This is a genomic window from Bartonella sp. AA74HLJMH (assembly GCF_042197045.1).
Taxonomy (GTDB): Bacteria; Pseudomonadota; Alphaproteobacteria; order Rhizobiales; family Rhizobiaceae; genus Bartonella.
Genome location: NZ_JBHIRJ010000005.1, coordinates 1 through 22,916, shown reverse-complemented (window position 1 = coordinate 22,916; position 22,916 = coordinate 1). Strand labels below are relative to the sequence as shown.

The following is a 22,916-nucleotide window of genomic DNA, read 5'->3' as shown; positions in this document are numbered from 1 at the left end:
TTTTTGTCTTCTTTTCGCCTGATATACTTGACATTATTGCTGTTTTCACTTTCTATTGTGGGGATCTTACAGCCATCCCCAAGTAAAGCAACGAACTTCTTCAAATGGTTGTCACAACAAAACAAACAGACACAGCAGCCACCGCAAATTATAGAACAAAAAATAGACAAGCCGCAAAAAAAGATCGTAACACAAAAAAACATACAAAAGCTAAAAAATGAGAATGCAAAGCGCATTCTTGTCATAGGGGATTTTGCAGCTTCTGCTGTTGCCGATGCACTTAAGAAGTCTTTTATAAATAATAGCGATATCGTTATCATGAACAACACAGTACCAGCTTCCGGCTTAGTTCGAACGGATTATTATTCTTGGCAAGGCAATATTTCTAAACTCATTAATCAAAATAATCCCGATGTTATTATCATGATGATCGGTGCAAATGATAATCAACCCATCACAAACTCTCATAACATGATTAACACAAATCAGTCAGAATGGATGCGCATCTACAAACAAAGAATTATCGAAATTGCTGAAAGTCTTCATGCCTCTGGAAAATCATGGATATGGATAGGTCAGCCTTCTTTTGGAAATGATCTTTTGACACAAAAAATGAAAATTTTTAATGCGCTCTATAAACAAGAAACAGAAACAGCAGGAGGGTATTTTCTCGATATCTGGAGCGGCTTTAGTGATGAGACAGGAAATTTTTCTTTTTCAGGCTATGATATTAATGGAAAAATAACCAAATTACGCACCAATAATGGCATGCATTTCACCCCTGAAGGAAAGAAAAAACTTGCCTCTTATTTAGAAAAAACATTGAAAAATATTTCAAATTTTTATGCCTTTTCTCATGAAAATTCTTACTCAACCGATCAAGTTATTCAAAAACTTATACAAGAATCAGAGAATCAAGAGCGGAGTAAAATTATGCGTCAGCCTCCAATGAGCCTCGATGATATGGCACAAAAAAACACTCACCTTTTAGGCAAAAGAAAGTCAAGTTTTATAAAAAAATCATGGTTTCCACCAAATGGGCATCAAAAAGATCGAGCTGATAATTTTTCTTTTCCATAATGTCTATTTAAAATACAAAATCTATTTTCCTCTATAAACAAAAAGCGAATAAGATAAAAAACTCTGTTTACAGAGCTATAATGAAGAGAAAATTTGCATAAATCGCAACTGTACCTTTCGAATAATATGAAAACGGCATGGTGTTAACCATACCGTTATATCTTATAGTCCACGTTTGTTAATCATTGCCTCTGGTAAAGGCATTCGTCCCCGAAAAGCTTTATAAAGCTCCTCTGGATCACGACTTCCTCCAGCGGAGTAAATAAAACGTTTCAACTTATCAGCAAGCTCTGAATTAAAAACATCTCCCGTTTCTTCAAAAGCTTGAAAAGCATCAGCATCAAGGACTTCCGACCACATATAAGAATAGTAACCAGATGCATAACCATCCCCCGCAAACACGTGCATAAAATGTGGGGGACGATGACGCATAATAATTGTATCAGGCATTTGCAGCTTTTCTAATTCTTGGCGTTCAAACACTGTTGGATCAGTGACTGTTTCGCCTTGATGAAAAGCCATATCCACTAAAGCTGATGAGATAAATTCAACGGCAGAAAATCCTGCATTAAATGTCTGTGCTACTAAGACTTTATCTATCAACTCTTGTGGCATAGGATGGCCTGTTTTTGTATGTATAGCATAAGATTTTAATATCTCTGGTACTGTTAACCAATGTTCGTAAAGTTGAGAAGGTAGCTCAACAAAATCACGTGAAACAGATGTTCCCGACACAGATGGCCATGTGACATCAGAAAGCAAACCATGCAATGCATGTCCAAATTCGTGGAAAAGCGTACGTGCATCATCAAGTGATAAAAGAGCAACTTCCCCTTTAGGTGGTTTAGCAAAATTACAAACATTGTAGATAATAGGCTTTTGTCCGCCATCCAATTTATGTTGTGATTGCAAACTACTCATCCACGCACCGGAGCGTTTTGAAGAACGTGCAAAATAATCACCAATAAAATGCCCAAGTAGACTTCCATCAGACTTTTTTACTTCCCACAAACGTGCATCAGGATGCCAAAGTGTAACAGCGTTTTTTTCTTCAAATGTAATGCTAAAGAGTTTTTCGGCTACCCCAAAAGCCGCTTTAATCATAAGATCAAGCTGAAAATAATATTTAATCTCAGCGCTATCGAAAGAAAGTTTTTCAGTGCGAAGCTTTTCAGCATAATAACGCCAATCCCAAGCAGCTAAAGATTCATTGCTGCCCTGATTGTTGGCAAAATTTTGTAAGTCAATTTGCTCAGTAGAAGCTTTCGCTCTTGCGCGCTTCCATACAGGCATAAGCAAATCCATAACGGAATCAACACTTTTAGCCATAGTATTATCGAGCTTCAAATCTGCGAAAGATTTATATCCCAATAATTTAGCCTGCTCATCTCGAAGCGCAACAATCTCTACAATAATTGTTTTATTATCATTCTTGTTATTATTTTCACCACGTTTAGCCCAAGCTTGGAATGCAACCTCACGCAAATCACGACGATCAGAGAATTTTAAAAAAGGTTCAACAATCGAACGTGCTAGTGTTAATGCATACGCTTCTTCATTGCCTCTTTCACACGCAATTTCCTTCATTGAAGCAATGAGATCTTGCGGTAAACCAGATAAGTCTGTTTGTTTTAAAAACAGAATCCATTCAGCTTCATCATTTAAGACATTTTGTCCAAAAGTAGCATTTAAAAAAGCAAGTCTTTCATTAATTTCCAAAAGCCGTTTCTTAGCTTTTTCATCGAGTTTTGCCCCATGACAAACAAACTTTTTCCACCATAATTCAAGAACACGTGTTGTTTCACTCTCAAATGTGCCCAACTGCGACTGTTTATAAAGCATATCTATTTTCGCAAATATCCGTGCATCCATCATCATTTTTGAAGAATAACGAGAAAGTTTTACAACGAACTCTTGCTCTAGCTGTTGAATTAATACATTCGTATGAGCACTGGTGCGTAAGAAAAATATTGAACAGACACGATCAAGCGCTTTGCCGCAAAGCTCAAAAGGCTGCAAAAAATTCTCAAGCGTTGGTGGTTCTTGCACCATCGCAATTGCCTCTAGTTCTTCTTCTGCTTCTTGAAGTGCCTGTTCAAAAGCGGGTTTAAAATCTTCGTCACTTATAGAAGAAAAATCAGGAAGACCTAAAAATCCCTTCCAGTCCAGCACTGCTGCTTTTGTCATAATACTTTATGTCTCCATTATAAATTTAAACTGTAACAATTATCTTTACGACACAAATTGATAACATACTAAAACTATTTCGTGAGTTTCAAAACTACCTTTCAAAACCCTATTGAATAAAAAACCTGAAAATCGTAAAGTTCTTTCATTCAAACCATATTATATTGAAGCAATAAAGATTATTCGCTCGCACATCACAATAGAATTGCATATTAACAAAAACACTTGGAGAAAAGCATAATCTCCACTCTTTATAAAATATTGCTTTAGATTCTTTTGAAAATCGCAAACTACATTAAAGAAATGATGGTAAAATCAGAACTGATTTTTACATTTACGTTTTTATATTATCCTCAAATTAAGCTGTATTCTCGTTTTAGTGATTCAGAAACTTGTTTATAACTTATAATTTACCCTTGACTTTACTTCAAATATTAACAATTGGGAATATAGCTGGGGAGTTTTTTTAAATCTTCCATAAACTTTTGTTTTTATCTCATCTATTATCTAGATTTACAACTCTCCAACTCTTCAGGAGGTACTTTATCATGACTGAAATCAAAACGGCCTTCGACTTCAAAAATTTTTCTCCTGAAGCTCTCGCTGAAAAGTTAAAGAACCAGCATTTTGCAGACTCTATTGATATCATCAATGACCTCGATATCATGGAACGTGTAACTATTCTTAGTCTTCTGCCTCTTGATTATGTTATCGAACTTTTTGATAAACCAGAGCTTGAGCAACCTGCTGCCATCCTAGAACTTCTCCCTATAAATCGTGCTGTTGAAATTCTTGATGGCATGTCTGCCGATGCTGCTGCAGACGTCTTTCAAGAAATGGATAAGGAAACCCGCACACGACTTTATGCCTTGCTTAACCCCTTAACGCGCGCTGAACTTAAAAAACTCACCAGCTATCCTGATCATACAGCAGGAGCACTGATGACAACAGAGTTTATAGCCGTTCCTTCAAACTGGACCATACAAAAAACTTTGGATCACATTCGTGAGGTCGAGCGAACACGTGAAACAGTTTATACCAGCTATGTAATTGACCCCAAAACAGGTACTCTTCTCAAAGCTGTTTCCCTGCGTAACCTTATTCTTGCCTCACCTGATGAACAAATTCTTAATGTCCCTACCCATGACTCGCCCATTACAATATCACCTTTCACACATCATGAAGATATCGCACGCCTTTTCCAGCGCCATGATCTTCTCTCTGTGCCTGTAGTTGATGAAAGTAACCATGTCATTGGCATTGTAACCGTTGATGACGTGCTTGATACTATGGTCGATGAAATGAATGAAGATGCCTATAAATTTGGGGGTATGGAAGCACTTAATAAGCCCTATATGCAAATTAAGTTTCCTGAAATGATGAAAAAACGCGGAGGCTGGCTCGCTTTACTCTTTATCGGTGAAATGCTGACAGCAAGCGCTATGCAACATTTCGAAACAGAACTCGAAAAAGCGATTATTCTTACACTGTTCATACCTCTCATTATGAGCTCAGGAGGAAATTCCGGCTCACAGGCTACATCCCTTATTATCCGTGCATTGGCTTTACGTGAACTCACGTTGAAAGACTGGTGGAAAGTGATCATTCGTGAAATTCCAACAGGACTATCCCTTGGTCTCTTACTAGGAATTATTGGTGTTACGCGCATTGCTCTTTGGCAAAAACTGGGTATCTACGACTATGGCCAACATTGGATTGCTATTTCGACAACAGTGGGTACAGCTTTAGTTGGAATCGTTACCTTTGGTTCTCTTTCTGGATCTATGTTGCCTTTTATTCTTAAAGGTTTAAAATTTGATCCAGCAAGTGCTTCTGCTCCTTTTGTGGCAACTTTAGTAGATGTCATGGGCATTATAATCTATTTTTCTGTAGCTTCTCTCATTTTGTCAGGAACTCTTCTTTAAACATGTAAAGTAAAAACTCTTACTTATGGAAAAATCTTGTCATGTAACCTAAGATTCTTTCCATAAGAGAATAAGCTTTATTATTTATTTTCTAGCGCACCGCTCTATAGATAATTTATTATTTTTTTGAATAACAGCTCCGAATAACGTAATTTTACCTCATCATAAAGCTTCTCATATTAAATCGATTAAAGTCATCTTCTTGCCAGACACAAACGAGATCGGTGTATGTCTAAAAACTATTCAAGAAAAAATAAAATACTTCTTATATCCTCTCTCTCTCGTATCAAAAACTGGCGCAATATTGACAGCTGAGAAATAATAATAATGATGATACTCAACAGGCTTTATATTTCTTCACAAAGGCGTTAATAGTATACTATTCGCGTATATTATATCATTTATGAGCCCTATCATGGAATGGATGTAGGTACGTTAAGCAATCTCTCTTAAGTACATGAATATGCAACAAAAAGTATATGCTGTTTAAAGTGTTCTGTTTGGCATGAAAAGCATACTCCTATTAGAGAGTGCAATTAACAAAAGTAAGGCAATGCACTATCTCCATGGTTTAAAAGATATTACTTTAGATGCTTTTGAAATTATAAATTGGATTAACAGCAAAGATGGGAATTTTCTTTGGATGCCTTCATATTCTTTCTAAATAAGACTGTATGCCGAGTTCATAAATAAATCAAACAGATATAACTCTTGCCCAATCTGGCATACAAAAGCTAGAGCTTCTTATAAAATTCTTAATCATCTCAATATTTACCTCAAATACACGGTTGCATTAGATCTGGATTTTGATTGACAAGTTATAGAATAAGAAAAAGCTTTATTTAGAATAAAAATATTGTAAAATTGTCAATAAATTGGCTATGGATTGAGAGATATTCCGGATTTTTATCAATCTCTTTGCAAAACAACAACAATAATACAGCTAGCTTTATACTTACTCTTACAAGAGCTCATATAAATTCCTTGTGTCATATTGATAGAAATCAAGTTGACGGTGATTTTTTGAATAATTCTTAGCTCGAGAATAGAACATACGCACTATAAAAATCCTTTTACGAAGCTTCAGAAATTGAAGCTCAATAGAGCCTTAAAGACTTGGATAAATAGTTTTGCCATAAAAATATTGCCTCCATCTTCCAAAATTATAAAAAAACATGTAAAAGGTTTTCTAATAGTCAGGCAAAGAATGTAAAGACTTTGCCTCAAATGAAATTTCATTAAACGAAAAGAAGAAAATTTATGCAATTGCGTAACATTGCCATCATTGCCCACGTTGACCATGGGAAAACAACGCTTGTAGACGAGCTTCTCAAGCAATCAGGAAACTTCCGTGATAATCAGCGTACAAGCGAACGTATGATGGATTCAAACGATATTGAGAAAGAACGCGGAATTACAATCCTAGCGAAAGTGACATCTGTTGTTTGGAAAGATACTCGAATTAATATTGTTGATACACCAGGACACGCCGACTTTGGTGGAGAAGTTGAACGCATCCTCAATATGGTTGATGGAGCCATTGTACTTGTTGATGCTGCTGAAGGACCAATGCCACAAACAAAATTTGTTGTTGGCAAAGCATTGAAAGTAGGATTGCGCCCTATTGTTGCTATTAATAAAATTGACCGACCGGATGCACGCGTTGATGAAGTCATCAATGAGGTTTTTGACCTTTTCGCTGCTCTTGATGCAACCGATGAACAGCTTGATTTTCCTATTCTTTATGGATCTGGACGCGATGGATGGATGGCTGAAGCCCCTGAAGGACCAAAAGATCAGGGTTTAGGTCCTTTATTTGATCTTGTGACGCAGCATGTCCCTTCTCCTAGTGTAGCAGAAGGACCGTTTCGCATGATTGGAACTATTCTTGAAGCGGATCCGTTTTTGGGACGAATTATTACAGGACGGATTCATTCTGGCTCTTTAAAACCCAATCAAAATGTCAAGGTTCTTGGACAAGATGGAAAACTTTTAGAAACTGGGCGTATTTCAAAAATTTTAGCGTTTCGTGGCTTAGAACGGCAACCTATTGAAGAAGGAAGTGCTGGTGATATTGTTGCGATTGCAGGTCTACAAAAAGGTACCGTTGCTGATACTTTCTGTGACCCTACTGTCAATGAACCCCTTACTGCCCAACCAATTGATCCTCCTACTGTTACTATGAGTTTTCTCGTCAACGATAGTCCCCTTGCTGGAACTGAAGGCGATAAAGTAACTAGTCGTGTCATTCGTGACCGATTGTTAAAAGAAGCAGAAGGCAATGTTGCTCTTAAAATTGAAGAATCAGCCGATAAAGATTCTTTCTACGTTTCAGGACGAGGAGAATTACAGCTTGCAGTTCTTATTGAAAATATGCGCCGTGAAGGATTTGAGCTTAGTGTTTCACGTCCACGTGTTGTTATGCAAAAAGATGAAAATGGAATAACTCTTGAGCCAATCGAAGAAGTTGTTATCGATGTTGATGAAGAATATTCCGGTACTGTTGTACAAAAAATGTCTGAACGTAAAGGCGAAATGGTGGAATTACGTCCTTCTGGAGGTAATCGTGTCCGCCTTGTCTTTTATGCACCAACCCGAGGACTCATTGGTTATCAATCTGAACTTTTAACGGACACACGTGGTACAGCAATTATGAATCGCCTTTTCCATGCTTATGAACCTTATAAAGGAGACATTGCTGGTCGTGTTAATGGTGTTATGATTTCAAATGATAACGGTGAATCTGTCGCTTATGCTCTTTTTAATCTTGAAGATCGTGGACCTATGATCATCGATGCGGGTGTTAAAGTCTATCAAGGTATGATTATTGGCATCCACTCACGAGATAATGACTTAGAAGTTAATGTGTTAAAAGGGAAAAAACTCACCAATATGCGCGCTTCCGGAAAAGATGAGGCCGTAAAGCTAACGCCTCCAATTAAAATGACATTAGAACGCGCCTTATCGTGGATACAAGATGATGAGCTTGTGGAGGTAACCCCTAAAAATATTCGTCTCCGCAAACTCTATCTTGATCCTAATGAACGTAAACGTTTTGAAAAAACACGTGCATCAATTTCAAGTTAATTTCATAATCTCTTTGGTAAAATATTTATAAAATATTTAATTGTATTGAGCCTCACTATATTCCAGAAAGGATGTCTCTATGAATATTAAGGAAATACCCGTAGGCAAAAATCCACCAGAAGATATTAACGTTATTGTGGAAGTCTCCCTTGGTGGGCAGCCAGTAAAATATGAGATGGATAAAAAGTCTGGTGCATTATTTGTTGACCGTTTTCTTCATACATCAATGGTTTATCCTGGAAATTACGGTTTTGTCCCTCATACGCTTTCAGATGATGGTGATCCTATTGATGTCCTTATCTGTAATACCCGTCCACTTATGCCTGGTTGTGTTATCAATGTTCGCCCCATCGGAGCTCTAATGATGGAAGATGATGGTGGTAAAGATGAAAAAATTATTGCCATTCCCACTACAAAATTAACAAAACGCTATATCAATATTCATGACTATACAGACCTGCCCGAGATTACACTCAAACAAATTGAACATTTCTTCAAGCATTACAAAGATCTGGAACCTGGAAAATGGGCTAAAATTGAAGGATGGCGTGATAAAAACTTTGCTCATGAATTAATTAAGCAAGCTGTTGAGCGCAATAACAAAATATAACGATTTAATAAAATAAAGCCTATAAAAAATAGGCTTTGTTATTTATTTTTTCTACGAGATGTAATCTCTAAAGGATTGCCATATCTGCTTTAGCTCTTCTAAATGTGTTGAAAAGTAAAGTTGTTTGTAGCGAGATATTGCACCGTTTTTCAGAGAAATAGAAGAAGATGGGATTCTCCACTGCTTCGCAAGAAATTTAATGAGAGCTTTATTCGCTTTTCCATCTTCAGGAACAGCACGAAGGCGTATAACCAGATATTGTTTTTCACCATCCCTACATTCAACCCCTATTATTTTGTCAACAGATGATTTGGGAATGAGATATACAAACAAAATCAAGTTATTTTCATCAACTTGATAAAACATGTATTCGCCTCAAGTAATATTTCTATACATACATGTTTGCGTAAACGCGCCACATAAAAGTACGAATAAAATAAATAATAATGAACACTACAATAGGTGAAATATCAATCGTTCCAAAATTTGGTAAAATTTGCCGGATACGGCTTAGAACGGGATTTGTAAGACGATATAGAAAGCTTCCTATCAAAACAACAAAGCGATTGCGCGAATTTATGATATTAAAGACATAAAGCCAAGAAAAAATGACACTCGCGATTAAAATATCAATATAAATCTCAAAAATCAAATCAATCGTTCGAAGCAATGCATAAATCATGCGTCATCCCTTTCAATCAAGGAAACAGAAGAGCGTATAGAAAACCTTCATTAAAGCAGGTCTGTGTATCAAAAAATGGTTTTATATTTCAATACTCTTTTTTCTTGAATAAAAACCAGACATCTAAATTCTTCATCTCTCTATTTAATGACGATGCAGTTAGAAAACAAATATCAAAATTAAAAATAGCACATAAAATAGAAGAAACGGCAAAAAATCTGAATATCCCTTATAGGATTAATCTTAAATCTCATCGTTTTAATTATTAATTATAAAAAACAAACAAACTAAAAACGGCCTTTTAAAGGCCGCTTTTAGTTTTAAAATTATTTCTGCAAAGCAGTCAAACGATTAAGAGCACTGCTAAAACCATCTAGCTGAACAAATAAATCATTCAAAGCTGGTTCACCTGCAGCAGCAATTGTCATCGCCAACTTTAACTGTTTTCCAGAACGTAAAGCTGCTACGTGATTTTTGTCAAAAACGACAGGAACCACACAACCTGCTGGTACACAAGTCCGGATACCGGTTTCGATAACAGCTTTTCCCTCATCAACTTGTAAACGAACAGGTTTAGAAACCAAAATGCCAAAAGGAACTGTTAAATTACCAGATACAACACCCTCAGCATCGAGAGTAAGGCCCATAGCCACAACAACACGCCCCTGCTCATTTACTTCTTGACGGTGCATAAAACAAATTCTTTTCCCTTCTTGTATACCACAGTTAATAGTCCACAAACCGTAAGTTTCAGTCAAAGAAGAAGCTCCATTTGGCAATGTCGCTGCCGCATCTTTTGATGCAGGAGGCTTTGAACTTGTTGCAAATGCAACAGATGAAATACTCAAGAGAGTAAAAACTATAAGTAAATTAAATAACTTTTTCATTTTATATTCCTGTTCTTTACATAAAAGATAAACATGTTTATTATTTATTATAATATAAAGCATCTTAATAAAAAAAGCTTTCTCATAATCATATAGCTTTTATAATGGTCTAAGGCTACCTCGAAATTCGCTGACAACTTTCGTATAAACGTGCTTTTTAAAAGAAACAGCAATCAACGGAAGGGTTTCTAGATCAATCCATTTCCATTGATCGAATTCCGCTTTATTGCCATCTGGTGGCGGATTAATCGCAATTTCAGAAAGCTTTCCTGTAAACTGGAAAGCAAACCATTTTTGTATTTGCCCACGATATTTATTTGTTAATGTGCACCCAATAAGTTCTTGTGGAAAATCATAATGGAACCAATTTTGTGCTTCTTTAATCAACTTTACAGATCGAATACCCGTTTCTTCATAAAGTTCACGATATGCCGCATCTAATGGTTTTTCATCTTCATCAATCCCTCCTTGAGGAAGCTGCCAACGATGAGATATGTCAATATCTGCATCTGCATGAATGGGCATCATTAAACGACGCCCAACCCACACTTTCCCCTCATGATTAAAGACAACAATCCCAACACATTTGCGATATGGAAGAATCTTCAAATTAATATCTGCATCCATTTAATATTCCTCAAAATCGCAAGCTATAGATATCAATTCTCACTTTAACACATCCTTATTGGGATCTGGTGGAAATGCTGCATTTGCCATTTCACCTCGTAACAGTTTATAAGCCTCATTCAATTGAATATCATCTTTAGGGTCTTTGGGAACAAAAGCAGCTGAACCAGATCCTTTATTACTCTCTCGTTTTCCTTTGATATGTCCTTTTAATGCAGACTCACCAACTTTTACATCATAACCTTTATATTTTTCAGGGAGTGGTTGCTCTACAATAATATCAGGTGTGATCCCTGTTCCTTGAATAGAAGTGCCTGATGGCGTGTAATAAAGTGCTGTTGTTAAGCGTAAAGCCCCATTTTCACCCAAAGGAATAATTGTTTGAACAGATCCTTTACCAAAAGACTGCGTCCCTAAAATTGTTGCACGACGATGATCTTGCAATGCACCCGCAACAATTTCAGAAGCACTTGCTGAACCACCATTAATAAGAACAATGAGCGGTTTTCCATTGATGACATCCCCTGGCTTCGCATCAAATCTTGTCACATCACTCTTTTTGCGCCCACGAGTCGACACAATTTCACCTTTATTGAGAAAAGCACTCGAAACATTAACAGCTTGATCTAAAAGCCCACCCGGATTAAGCCGCAAATCAAGGACATAACCTTTTAGCTTATCTTCAGGAATTTTAGATTGGATATCTTTAATTGCCGCTAGAAGATTATTTAATGTCTGTTCAGAAAACTGGATAACTCTTAAATATCCAATATCACCTTCAACCCGATATTTCACCGCTTTTACTTTGATAATATCACGAACAATCTTCACTTCAAATGGCTTATCAACGCCAGAACGAATAATTGTTAAGGTAATTGGTGTTCCAGGAGCACCTCGCATCTTATTAACAGCTTCATTCAATGTTTGACCATTCGTTTGTACATCATCAATTTTTGAAATAAGGTCTCCTGCTAGAATACCTGCTTTTGAAGCGGGAGTATCATCCATTGGTGAAACAACTTTAATTAAGTTTTTTTCCATAGTGACCTCAATACCAAGACCTCCGAACTCTCCTTTCGTAGAATCCCGCATATCCTTGGCTTCTTCAGCATTCAAATAAGATGAATGAGGGTCCAGTGATGTGAGCATGCCATTGATAGCATTTTCAATAAGCTTTTTATCATCTGGAACTGTAACGTATTGCATACGCACACGCTCAAAAACATCGCCAAATATAGCTAGCTTTTTATATGCATTATCTTCATTATTCGCAGCAACAGACTGCACCATAATCATTGAACAGGCGCCGAGCAATACCCCAGCGACCAAAAGAATAACTTTACGAATCATTTTGGCTCCTTCTTATTTTTTCAGTCTGCCACCAAGGAGTTGGATTTACAGGTTTTCCCTGCTTTCTAAACTCAATGTAAAGCATTGGAGAAGTTTTTCCTATATCCAATGCAACACTATTTGAAATAAATTGCATTTCCATTATACCCAGAGGCTCACCTGAAAGAACAAACTGCCCCTGTTTTACATTAATTCTCGACATTCCAGTAAGAATGATATGATAACCATTTCCAACATTGAGAATGATTAAATGTCCGTAAGAACGAAATGGCCCAGCAAAAGCAACAAAAGCATCCACAGGTGATATAACAACAGCTCCTGACTCTGTTTCTATCGTTTCACCAAAGCGCGTAATCTGCGAACTTTTGTTAGAGTGATGTATTCTTTTTCCTGAAACAGGAAAAAGTAAAGAACCTTTTCGGCTTTCAAAATTGGACTGTTCTAACAATTGCAAACTTTTCCGTACCTGTACTGATGCATCAGAGCTAAGTTTTGACTGACGGTCGAGCTCTAAAATCAATTCTTCTAAAGACTGCGCTTTTTTAGCAAGAGCAATATTTTTTTGTTGCTGTTCTGTAAGTTCTTTTTCTGATTTTTTTTGTAGTTTGTTTTTTTGGTCTAATAAAAGCTCTAGACGTTTTCGCTGCTCTGCTTGATTTTGCAGCTTTGTCTTTAATGCCTTATATTCCGTAGTAATGGAATTACTCAAATTGGTCAACTCCTTGAGTTTTTCTGTTAAATCTCGTGTTTTCTCTTGCATCTGAGGAATAACGGTACCTAATAAAACAGAACTACGTATAGAAGCCAACGCGTCCTCTGGCTGTATCATAAGAGCAGGAGGCGGATTCAATCCCATACGCTCCAAAATTGCAAGAACTTCCGCAAATTCAGCACGACGATTTTTTAAACTTTGATAGACTTGTACCCGCTTTTCTATCATTTTTTTAAGCTTTTCTTCCCTTTTAGCAATATCATCTGCTACTATACGTTCTTCTTTAGCCGCCTTTATGAGTGCATCACTCAAAACACGTTGATCTTTTTTTAAATGCTCAACTTGATGCATAAGAAAAGCAACACGCTCACGCGAAAGTGAAATATTTTGGCGAATTTCTCCTAATTCTTTATGGACTTCCGTACTCCTCATTGTATCTTCCGCATGCGATACAGAAAAGCAAAAAAATATACTCAAGAGCAGAATGACAAATATGACGCACTCCTCATATAAATATAGCATCTTTCTATGAAGAAGCTTTTTCATTTGCAAAAACCATGACACCTCATCGTATACATTAGAGATGCTTTAAATGGTGTCAGCTAAAACAATATTAATAAACATATAAATAAGTGCTAAAAATTGAACAAAAATATTAAAAACGATGATACGGATGATTATTTTCAATTGTTACAGCGCGGTAAAGTTGTTCTGTAAGAAGAATACGTGCAATTTGATGTGGCCACGTCATCAAACCAAAAGATAAAAGAAAATCAGCACGCTTCCTTATTTGTTCATTATGCCCATCAGGTCCTCCCAAAGCAATGACGACATCTCGAATGCCCTCATCACGATAACGCCTCAATTTTTCAGAAAAAGAAATTGACGAAATCGATTCTCCACGCTCATCTAACACAATTAATCGACATTTTTCAGGTAAAAATTCAATAAGTTTTCTCCCCTCTTCCTCCATACGTTGATAAACTGTTTGAGCACGACTTTCTGGTATCTCTTGTAACTTTTTTAAATGAAAGCCTATATCTCCAGAAATTTTAGAAAAACGATCCAAATAATGCTGAACTAATTTTTGCTCCGCCCCACTTTTCATACGACCAACCGCAAAAATAGAAATTTGCATTTTAATGATCTCCGAAGAGAAGCAAAGCCGTATCGTTTAAATCCGGCGTCATCCATATTTTTTCTAAATTATAAAAAAGACGAATTTCTGGACGAAAAAGATGAATGATAATATCACCTGTATCAATCAATACCCAGTCACCTCCAGCAAGCCCTTCTACACGCGCAAGCCCCTGCCCACTATCTTTCCAAGTATGTAATAAATGATCAGCAACAGACGATACATGACGCTGCGAATTTGCTGAAGCTATGACCATATAATCAGCCAAAGATGACTTCCCTCGAATATCAATAGCAACAATATCTTCTGCTTTTGTATCTTCTAAACTCTTGAGAATAACTTCAAGACTCTCACTAACAGAAAAAACTTTTTTTTCTTTTGAAGGCATAATATCGTAAGAGTGTTTGTGTGCAACGTTTTTCAGATCAATATCCTTTCTTATCGTTGTGGAATCTAAAAAAGAGACTTCTCTAAAGAGAAGCAGAATCTTATGAAATGTTCAAGAAAAATCATTCTTCTTCAAACGAAGGTTTGTTGAAGATTGAAAAGATAAAGGTCCATGCAAATAAGTCCAAACTGGTGGCTTGATAAAAGGTAATCGCTTACTTTTTCTCTCATCCAAACGAAAACGGCGATAAATATGTGCCATAGGAGAGGAAAGTGCTGACCGATTGCCTAAAGGACGATCAATAATCGCAATAGGAAGCATAGAGACGATATCATGCCATCGATACCAATGATGTATCGTCGCAAAACTATCTGCCCCCATAATCCATACAAAATTTACGTCACTGTAATGGGTAAGAATATGAAAAATCGTATCTACTGATACTTTGCTCCCTATAGCCTGTTCAAAACCTGTTAAGCGAATTTTTGGATGGTCAATAAGTTTAAAACTTAATCGCATTCTCTCCTCTAAAGAGAGCAACTGTGTACAATCCTTCAAAGGATTTCCTGGAGTGATCATCCACCATAACTGATCAAGATGCAAACGCCGAATGGCAATTTTTGCAACAAGAAGATGCCCCGCATGCGGTGGATTAAAGGAACCACCAAAAAGACCCACAACATTAGATCTTTCAACATGTGGCATACAATTTTTCCATGGAAAAAATGGTGTTCTCAAGCTCTAACCTGACCATTTCCTTTAACGTGATATTGAAATGATGTTAGCTGTTCAACACCTATGGGACCACGTGCATGCATTTTTCCTGTTGCGATACCAATTTCCATTCCAAAACCAAATTCACCTCCATCAGCAAATTGTGTAGATGCATTGTGTAATAAAATAGCTGAATCTAAATGATTAAAAAAATTCTTCACCACTTCCAAATCCTCAGCAATAATCGATTCCGTATGTCCTGATGAATAACGCTTGATATGAGAAATGGCTCCCTCAACACCCTCAACCGTTTTAACAGAAAGAATAGCATCAAGATATTCATGCGACCAATCTCCTTCAGAAGCTAATTTGACATCTGGCATAAGAAAAACAATATCTTCTGTGGCACGAATTTCACACCCCTTTTCCTGTAAAGCAGTTAAAACAGGAAGAAATTTTTTTAATGCTTGGCCGTCAATGAGAACTGTCTCAACAGCACCGCATATCCCTGTCCGCCGCAACTTTGCATTTAAAACAATATTGCGTGCCATATCTAAATCTGCCGATTTATCAATATAAATATGACAAAGTCCCTCCAAATGAGCAAAAATTGGAACACGTACATCAGACTGAACGCGGGCAACAAGGCTCTTTCCACCACGTGGTACGATCACATCAATCGCTCCATCCAATCCTTTGAGCATTTCCCCAACGGCAGCACGATCTGTCGTTCCAACCATTTGGATAGCATCTTTGGGTAAACCAGAGCGTTCTAAACCTTGTACCAAAGCTAAATGAAGAGCATGAGAAGAATGAAAGCTATCCGAACCACCGCGCAAAATCGCAGCATTGCCAGCTTTTAAGCACAAAGAACTCGCATCAACTGTAACATTGGGACGACTTTCATAAATAATGCCAACCACACCAAGAGGTGTTCGTACACGACTTATATGAAGCCCATTTGGACGCGTCCATTCATCCATCACTTGTCCAACAGGATCAGATAAACGAGCAACTTGGCGAACACTGTCTATCATTGCACGTAAACGCAAATCATCTAATTTTAGCCGATCAATCATTGCAGCTTTCAAATTATTCTGAGCAGCATTCTCTAAATCTTGACAATTCGCCCGTAAAATTTCATCTGACTGAGCCTCTAGACTTAAAGCGATCATTTCTAATGCATTGTTCTTTTGCTCAGAAGAAGCAACAGCTAACGCTGCAGCGGCATAGCGTGCTTTTTGTCCCATATCTTTCATTTGTTCTTCTAAAGTCATCGTAACATCCACTCTGCCAAAACAATAAAAACAAAAGTAACTTTTTTAAACAGTATTGGTCAAGCAACGTACAATCATATCATTACGATGCACCATAGCAGAGCGCGCCTCATACCCAAGAATAGCTTCGATTTCTTCACTTTTATGTCCTATAATGCGTACAGCCTCATCTTTGTCATAGCTTACAAGTCCACGCGCAATCTCAACCCCATTTGTATCAACAATTGCAACAGTATCCCCACGTTGGAAATTTCCCTCAACGGCAATAACCCCTGCAGCTAATAATGATTTTCCTGATTCAAGGGCCCTAATGGCTCCTTGATCAATCGTCAAAACACCAGATGGATCTAAATGACCAGAAATCCATGTTTTCCAAGCATTGACAGATTTCTTACTTGCCGCAAAAAAACTCTTGCGTTCACCTTTGTCAATTGCAGCAAGGGGATTCATACGCTTGCCTGAGGTGATAATCATCGCCGTTCCAGCAGCATTAGCTATTTTTCCGGCTTCAAGCTTAGTCTTCATTCCTCCCCGTGAAAACTCTGAAGCAGCAACATCTGCCATTTTTTCGATATCATGCGTAATGGATGCAACAAAAGGTATAAATTCAGCCGTAGGATCACTATGGGGAGACTTTGTATAAAGACCATCAATATCGGATAAAAGTATTAAAAGATCTGCCCTCACCATTGTTGCCACACGTGCAGCTAAACGATCATTATCACCATAACGAATTTCAGTTGTTGCAACAGTATCATTCTCATTAATAACAGGCACAGCTCCCAAATATAAAAGCGTCTCAATCGTTGCACGTGCATTGAGATAACGCCTTCGCTCCTCCGTATCAAATAAAGTGAGCAAAATTTGGCCTGTTTTGAGCCCATGTTGAGCAAGCGCATCACCATAGGTTTTTGCTAACTCAATTTGCCCCAAAGCAGCACATGCCTGGCTTTCTTCCAATTTCAAAGCCCCCTTAGGAAGCTGTAGCAATGTCCTTCCTAAAGCAATAGCACCTGAAGACACCAATAATATCTCTACGCCTCCTTTGTGCAATTCAACAACATCATTGATCAAGCTTTTAAGCCACTCAACCCGTAAACCTGCCTGAGGATCAACCAAAAGGGCAGATCCAATCTTGACCACAATACGTTTATAGTGTGTAAGTTTTTGCGATCCAACAGCCATCTCAATCAATCCTGCTATCCCCACCGTTCTCCTCTTTGCGTGATATTTCAATAATATGTGCACCAGCACGCAGCACATTTTCTAAACCTTCGCGGCTAACCGCAGAAAACATCATAACTGGTTGATCCGCTGCTCTTTGCAAAGCTTCCCGTTTAGCTTCACGCTCTTCATGAGCGAGAGTATCTATCTGGCTTAAAGCTACAATTTCAGTCTTATCACTTAGATTATTTCCATATGCCTCAAGTTCATGACGCACAATTTGATACGCTTTTGCTACATCTTCTTCTTGAGCAGAAATCAAATGAAGGAGCACACGACAACGTTCCACATGTCCTAAAAAACGGTCTCCAATTCCTACACCTTCATGCGCTCCTTCAATCAATCCCGGAATATCAGCCAAAACAAATTCACGACCATCAATTCGTACAACACCAAGATGAGGATGTAGAGTGGTAAAAGGATAATCTGCAACTTTTGGCTTTGCCGCCGTTACAGAAGCTAAAAAAGTTGATTTTCCGGCATTGGGTAAACCAACAAGTCCCGCATCAGCAATTAACTTCAAACGAAGCCATATTGCACGCTCTTCTCCAGACAAACCTGGATTTGCACGACGCGGTGCCCGATTTGTCGATGTTGTAAAGTGAAGATTGCCAAAACCGCCATTCCCTCCTTTTGCAAGGCGATAGCGCTGTCCCACTTCCGTTAAATCACATATTAACGTTGCATTATCTTCTTCAAAAATTTGAGTCCCAACCGGAACTTTAAGGATGACATCATCACCCTTCTCACCCGTCATATTACGCCCCTTGCCATGCCCCCCTGTTTTTGCTTTAAAATGCTGTTGGTAGCGATAATCAATCAGCGTGTTAAGCCCATCAACAACAAGAGCCCAGACATCACCACCCCGTCCTCCATTCCCCCCATCAGGTCCCCCAAATTCTATGAATTTTTCACGACGAAATGATACTGCTCCAGAACCTCCATTACCAGAACGAATATAAACTTTAGCTTGATCAAGAAATTTCATTGGAAACACTCACTGAGGAATCAATCTCTTTACCTCTATAGGCAATACATTAATTTTACCAGTTTTTCATCATTGATAACAGAAAAACTGTCACTATCGCCGATAACTCTTTGAGAAAAAAATCATCACATCTAAATAGGTTAAGTAAAATTTAAATAGGTTAAGTAAAATTAAGTCTTCTTAAAAGAAGGTGCTATTCTTGTACTTTTGTTTTTCCCTTAAATTCAAGTGCTAGAAGATAAAGCTCTACTGATTCTGATCGGCTTGCGGGTGGTTTAACATGGTAGACTTTTTTAAAATGCTGTTTTAATCTTGCAAGAAGAGTGTTTTCTGCTCCCCCTTGAAAAGCCTTTGCTAAAAAATATCCCCCAGGCTTGAGAACCGAAAGAGCAAAATCAGCCGCAACTTCACATAAATAAATCGTTCTTAAATGATCCGTCTGACGATGACCTGTTGTTGGCGCTGCCATATCAGAAAGAACCACATCCGGTTTTGTCCCTAAAGTTTCAATTAATTTCTGCGGTGCATCTGTATGCAAAAAATCCATTTCCAACATGGCAACTCTAGGTAATGGATCAACATGTAAATAATCAATACCAACAACGCTAGGATCCTCATCACTTGACCCTACTATACGCTCAACCACCTGACACCAGCCCCCAGGTGCTGCTCCTAGATCAATAACCTTTTGACCTTTTTTCAAAAACCTATAGCGCTCATTAATTTCAATGAGTTTATAAGCCGCACGCGAACGATAACCATCTACTTTTGATTGATGGACATAAGGATCATTCAGATGCCTCTCTAACCATCGTCGTGATGAAGCTTTAATGGTTCCTGCTTTCTTTTTTACGCGCTGATATAATTCATGTGACCCTGAACCTCCATAGCCACCTCTTGGTGTTTTTGTTGTTTTTTTCATCGTTATTCATTGTCTCCATATTTAATTCTCTAACGCTTGAAATCTCTGCTCTTTCTATGACGACACCATACTCCATCGCGTAACATTAGCTCTATCAAAATTCCTTCCCTTAATCCACGATCAGCAACTCTTAAACGCTGACTTGGCCAAACTTCCCGAATAACATCTAAAATTGCACAACCAGCTAAAACTAAATCTGCTCTCTCGCGTCCAATAAAAGGGCTTATGACACGTTTTTCTATATCCCATGATAATAGGCGTTGTGTCATAAGTGTAATGTCCGCATCATTCATCCAAATGCCATCCACTTTTTTCCTATCATAACGCTCTAAATTAAGATACATTCCTGCTAAAGTCGTAACCGTACCGGAGGTTCCCAAAAGATGAAACTTTGAACCTTGTGCTAACTCTCCTAATTTATGACGATCTGAAAAATTATTTAATAACCCTCGCACATAACTTTTCATTTTTTCAAAATCGTCTAAGCTAATATCATTCCCTCCAAAACGTTCAGCAAGCGTAACAACACCAACAGGAAGAGAAGTCCAAGCGATAATTTGTCGAGCTAAACGAAAAGAACGCTTTTGAGAAACATCAAGTAGCACAATTTCTGATGATCCTCCTCCAATATCAAAAAGCACAATTGCGTCAGTATTTGGTTCAACAAGTGTACTACACCCTGTAACAGCAAAACGCGCTTCTGTTTGCCGATCAACAATTTCCAATTCAAGACCTGTCTCCTCCAAAACACGCTGAATAAAATGTCTACCATTTTCTGCAGAACGACAAGCTTCCGTTGCAATCAAGCGATAACGCTTAATATGCCTTTGTTTTAGCTTTAAATGACAAATCTTTAATGCTTCAATCGCACGATCCATAGCTTGTGTATTAAGAAAACCGTTATTTATTAAACCTTCTCCCAATCGTACAATACGAGAAAAAGCATCAACAACACGAAAATATCCAGGTTTACTGGGAGATGCGATAAGAAGACGACAATTATTTGTTCCGAGATCAAGTGCCGCATAAAGAGGTGGAGATTTTACTGAATGGAACCGTCGAAGAAAAGGTGCTTTGAGTTTTTTTGTTTTTTGAGCACCTATCATTATCTGATTATGAAACTCAAAAGCTGCCTCAGATTGAACAAAAACCTGTTTCTGTTCATAATGTTTTTTTCTCTGTTGTCTCTTTATATCAACAAGGACAGAGTATGCCTCTGTTCGTGACAATGCAGAAAGATTATTTGTATTACTACCGCACTGATCATACAATTGATCTGCTTTGGTATCGTATATTTCTCCTTGCTTTAACTCTTTTGAACCATAATTTAACGGGGTCATGTCCCTTATCCCTTGAGCGTCCCCCAATAAATAAACGCGAAAACTCTTCTGCTCATTCCTAAATAAAGCAATAATGCAGCATCAAATGATATATACAAGAAATCATTCTTTCTTTTTCTATCATTAAAATTTTCTACACTAACATCATTCAGATTTTTGTATAATCTTTCGGTTGTTTCCGTGAAATCATGCATCTCTTTATGAACTTAAAACTATAAATTAATCGTTTACGTTCACATCAATTTTTATAAATTATGCTCTTTTCTTGATACCATTCACACGGAGCACACCTCTATTGTAACAAACCTACACTATCATACTATTTGCTGACTCTTAAGATTACAGCAACCTATACATTAGTACGGTTTATAAGAAAAAAATTTTTTTTGTTATCCACACACAAACCTTGTTTGTTATATGCAATGAAATGGCTTTGATTATGCTGGAATAAAAGTTCCGTAGTACTACAAAATGCAATTACAATAGCTGTTATTTCGTGAATACCAATAAAAACTATCGTTCAAAAAAACTCTAGAATTATAAATTTATCTGAAAAATATTAATTCTTAATCAGACCGCTTTAAAAATCCATTTTAAGCTTAAAAAAAGAATTTAGTCTACTCATTATTGTAAGGAATAAATCGAGTATTTCTAATCTTTTTTACTTTTAATAACTAACGAAATCATTCTTTAAGCATTACGGGAAACACTAACTTGATTTTCTATTACATATAAAGAACTTACTGTGACTTTATATTCATAAAACTCTCACTCTTTCCAATAAATCACCTCGATATCATATTATATAAAACTTCTTACTTATTTGACCTTATAATTTACACTCAAAAATATAATACAACAATTTATGGAAAAATGACTCTTGTTAAAAATACTCGATGGATTCTAAGGACGGAAAGAATTAAGTGCTGCATTTAACCCTTTAAATGGTACAGTAAAAGAAAATACCTTACCTTCTTTAGTTTTATAGGAAATACGTACCTTATTGTTCTGCTCTATTTGTTTAGTCAAAACTGGCCCTACAGGTGATTGTGCCAAACAAACCGTTTCATTACATTGCGTATAATTAATAAGAACAGGTTTTTTAACACCTTTTACAAACATTTGAATCGGAACATTTATATCAGAATTTGGCAATGTTCGAAAAAGCATCACTGCTTGACCACTTGTCGTAGAAACAAGAGACCAACTAAAAATGGTATTTCCTTCTTGATCATGAACCGTCTGTGTCACATTACATATACCTTGCTTATGTTTAAGCTTTTGTTTTTCGTCACAAATCAAAGTCCAATCATAAAACTGCATAATAATTCGACGTGTTTCGCCAGGTTCTCCCTTAGGTATCGATAAGTGCGGTGGATGCACTGTATAAATATTATTGTTCTCGTTGGCAAAGCTTTCGCTCTTGCCTATTAAGGCAAGAGCAAACAGAACCTTTACTAACATACTTCTCGTTTTTACAATAACAGCCATTTTTTCTATTATCATCTCAACCTCAGAGTAATTCCAGCGCCTATTCCCCAATGACCTCCAGCACTTGTCACAGATACATTCGAGCGAATATTTCCATCTTCAGATGTATAACCAGCACCAATAGCAAGTGCAGATTGACTGCGCCATAAACCACTCCCAAATGAAACACTTAAAGATCCTGGTATATCATAGTAACGTAAGTTGGACACCGCTAGACCAATAGCAGCAGCTTGTCTTGCTTCTTTCCGAACATCCTGAATAGCATAATTCAATGTCTCAAACTTCAT

21 protein-coding genes are annotated in these 22,916 nt (G+C 37.3%); 4 read left to right on the top strand and 17 right to left on the bottom strand.

Annotated elements, in window-relative coordinates; all coding sequences use genetic code 11:
- The first annotated feature begins 3 nt into the window (after positions 1-3).
- Positions 4-1,080 carry an SGNH family hydrolase gene (locus ACFINH_RS04655; protein ID WP_375632270.1) on the top strand — a complete coding sequence of 359 codons (1,077 nt, stop codon included), beginning with the start codon at positions 4-6 and terminating at the stop codon, positions 1,078-1,080.
- Positions 1,081-1,242: 162 nt separating this feature from the next.
- Here the strand turns inward: ACFINH_RS04655 and ACFINH_RS04650 are convergent, their stop codons facing one another.
- Positions 1,243-3,267 (bottom strand): M3 family metallopeptidase, encoded by a 2,025-nt coding sequence (locus ACFINH_RS04650; protein ID WP_375632269.1) that lies wholly within the window; start codon positions 3,265-3,267, stop codon positions 1,243-1,245.
- 548 nt (positions 3,268-3,815) lie between these two features.
- Between ACFINH_RS04650 and mgtE the strand changes: the two genes are divergently transcribed.
- The 3 genes from mgtE to ppa all read left to right on the top strand — a co-directional run bounded on the left by mgtE (position 3,816) and on the right by ppa (position 8,889).
- Positions 3,816-5,192 carry a magnesium transporter gene (gene mgtE, locus ACFINH_RS04645; RefSeq protein ID WP_375606748.1) on the top strand — a complete coding sequence of 459 codons (1,377 nt, stop codon included), beginning with the start codon at positions 3,816-3,818 and terminating at the stop codon, positions 5,190-5,192.
- Between the two features lie 1,260 nt (positions 5,193-6,452).
- On the top strand, positions 6,453-8,279 hold the full coding sequence (typA, locus tag ACFINH_RS04640) for a translational GTPase TypA (protein WP_375632268.1): 1,827 nt from the start codon (positions 6,453-6,455) through the stop codon (positions 8,277-8,279).
- 79 nt (positions 8,280-8,358) lie between these two features.
- Positions 8,359-8,889, top strand: a complete 531-nt coding sequence (gene ppa / locus ACFINH_RS04635) for an inorganic diphosphatase (RefSeq protein WP_375632267.1) — start codon at positions 8,359-8,361, stop codon at positions 8,887-8,889.
- Between the two features lie 51 nt (positions 8,890-8,940).
- On the opposite strand, the gene ACFINH_RS04630 is transcribed toward ppa, so the two are convergent.
- The 16 genes from ACFINH_RS04630 to ACFINH_RS04555 form a co-directional block, all read right to left on the bottom strand.
- Positions 8,941-9,255, bottom strand: a complete 315-nt coding sequence (locus ACFINH_RS04630; protein ID WP_375632266.1) for a DUF167 domain-containing protein — start codon at positions 9,253-9,255, stop codon at positions 8,941-8,943.
- Positions 9,256-9,277: 22 nt separating this feature from the next.
- The gene (locus ACFINH_RS04625; protein ID WP_375611859.1) at positions 9,278-9,571 is read right to left on the bottom strand and encodes a YggT family protein; all 294 of its coding nucleotides are present in this window, start codon (positions 9,569-9,571) and stop codon (positions 9,278-9,280) included.
- 326 nt (positions 9,572-9,897) lie between these two features.
- Complete coding sequence (locus ACFINH_RS04620; RefSeq protein WP_273790632.1) at positions 9,898-10,458, bottom strand: invasion associated locus B family protein; 561 nt, start codon at positions 10,456-10,458, stop codon at positions 9,898-9,900.
- A gap of 99 nt (positions 10,459-10,557) precedes the next feature.
- On the bottom strand, positions 10,558-11,085 hold the full coding sequence (locus tag ACFINH_RS04615) for an RNA pyrophosphohydrolase (RefSeq protein WP_375611860.1): 528 nt from the start codon (positions 11,083-11,085) through the stop codon (positions 10,558-10,560).
- 39 nt (positions 11,086-11,124) lie between these two features.
- Entirely contained in the window at positions 11,125-12,435 is a 1,311-nt protein-coding gene (locus ACFINH_RS04610) for a S41 family peptidase (RefSeq protein ID WP_273790634.1), read from the bottom strand.
- Positions 12,425-13,669 carry a murein hydrolase activator EnvC family protein gene (locus tag ACFINH_RS04605; RefSeq protein ID WP_375613336.1) on the bottom strand — a complete coding sequence of 415 codons (1,245 nt, stop codon included), beginning with the start codon at positions 13,667-13,669 and terminating at the stop codon, positions 12,425-12,427. The genes ACFINH_RS04610 and ACFINH_RS04605 overlap by 11 nt, the downstream gene beginning before the upstream one ends.
- A 133-nt stretch (positions 13,670-13,802) precedes the next feature.
- A complete protein-coding gene (gene rlmH / locus ACFINH_RS04600) occupies positions 13,803-14,285 on the bottom strand; it encodes a 23S rRNA (pseudouridine(1915)-N(3))-methyltransferase RlmH (protein WP_375632265.1) in 483 nt (160 codons plus the stop codon).
- 1 nt (position 14,286) lies between these two features.
- Positions 14,287-14,673, bottom strand: coding sequence for a ribosome silencing factor (rsfS, locus tag ACFINH_RS04595; protein ID WP_375610572.1), 387 nt, complete (start codon positions 14,671-14,673; stop codon positions 14,287-14,289).
- 111 nt (positions 14,674-14,784) lie between these two features.
- Positions 14,785-15,378: a nicotinate-nucleotide adenylyltransferase gene (locus ACFINH_RS04590; protein WP_375632264.1), complete on the bottom strand. Its 594-nt coding sequence runs from the start codon at positions 15,376-15,378 to the stop codon at positions 14,785-14,787.
- A gap of 29 nt (positions 15,379-15,407) precedes the next feature.
- Entirely contained in the window at positions 15,408-16,664 is a 1,257-nt protein-coding gene (locus ACFINH_RS04585; RefSeq protein ID WP_375632263.1) for a glutamate-5-semialdehyde dehydrogenase, read from the bottom strand.
- 45 nt (positions 16,665-16,709) lie between these two features.
- Positions 16,710-17,849, bottom strand: a complete 1,140-nt coding sequence (gene proB / locus ACFINH_RS04580; RefSeq protein WP_375632312.1) for a glutamate 5-kinase — start codon at positions 17,847-17,849, stop codon at positions 16,710-16,712.
- Between the two features lies 1 nt (position 17,850).
- Positions 17,851-18,876 (bottom strand): GTPase ObgE, encoded by a 1,026-nt coding sequence (obgE, locus tag ACFINH_RS04575; RefSeq protein ID WP_375632262.1) that lies wholly within the window; start codon positions 18,874-18,876, stop codon positions 17,851-17,853.
- 193 nt (positions 18,877-19,069) lie between these two features.
- Positions 19,070-19,798, bottom strand: coding sequence for an RlmE family RNA methyltransferase (locus ACFINH_RS04570; RefSeq protein WP_375611866.1), 729 nt, complete (start codon positions 19,796-19,798; stop codon positions 19,070-19,072).
- Between the two features lie 29 nt (positions 19,799-19,827).
- Positions 19,828-21,138: a Ppx/GppA phosphatase family protein gene (locus ACFINH_RS04565; protein ID WP_375632261.1), complete on the bottom strand. Its 1,311-nt coding sequence runs from the start codon at positions 21,136-21,138 to the stop codon at positions 19,828-19,830.
- Between the two features lie 903 nt (positions 21,139-22,041).
- Positions 22,042-22,644 (bottom strand): invasion associated locus B family protein, encoded by a 603-nt coding sequence (locus ACFINH_RS04560; protein WP_375632260.1) that lies wholly within the window; start codon positions 22,642-22,644, stop codon positions 22,042-22,044.
- On the bottom strand, positions 22,641-22,916 hold a 276-nt coding region (locus ACFINH_RS04555; protein WP_375606732.1), incomplete at its 5' end, for a YadA-like family protein. The genes ACFINH_RS04560 and ACFINH_RS04555, both read right to left, overlap by 4 nt.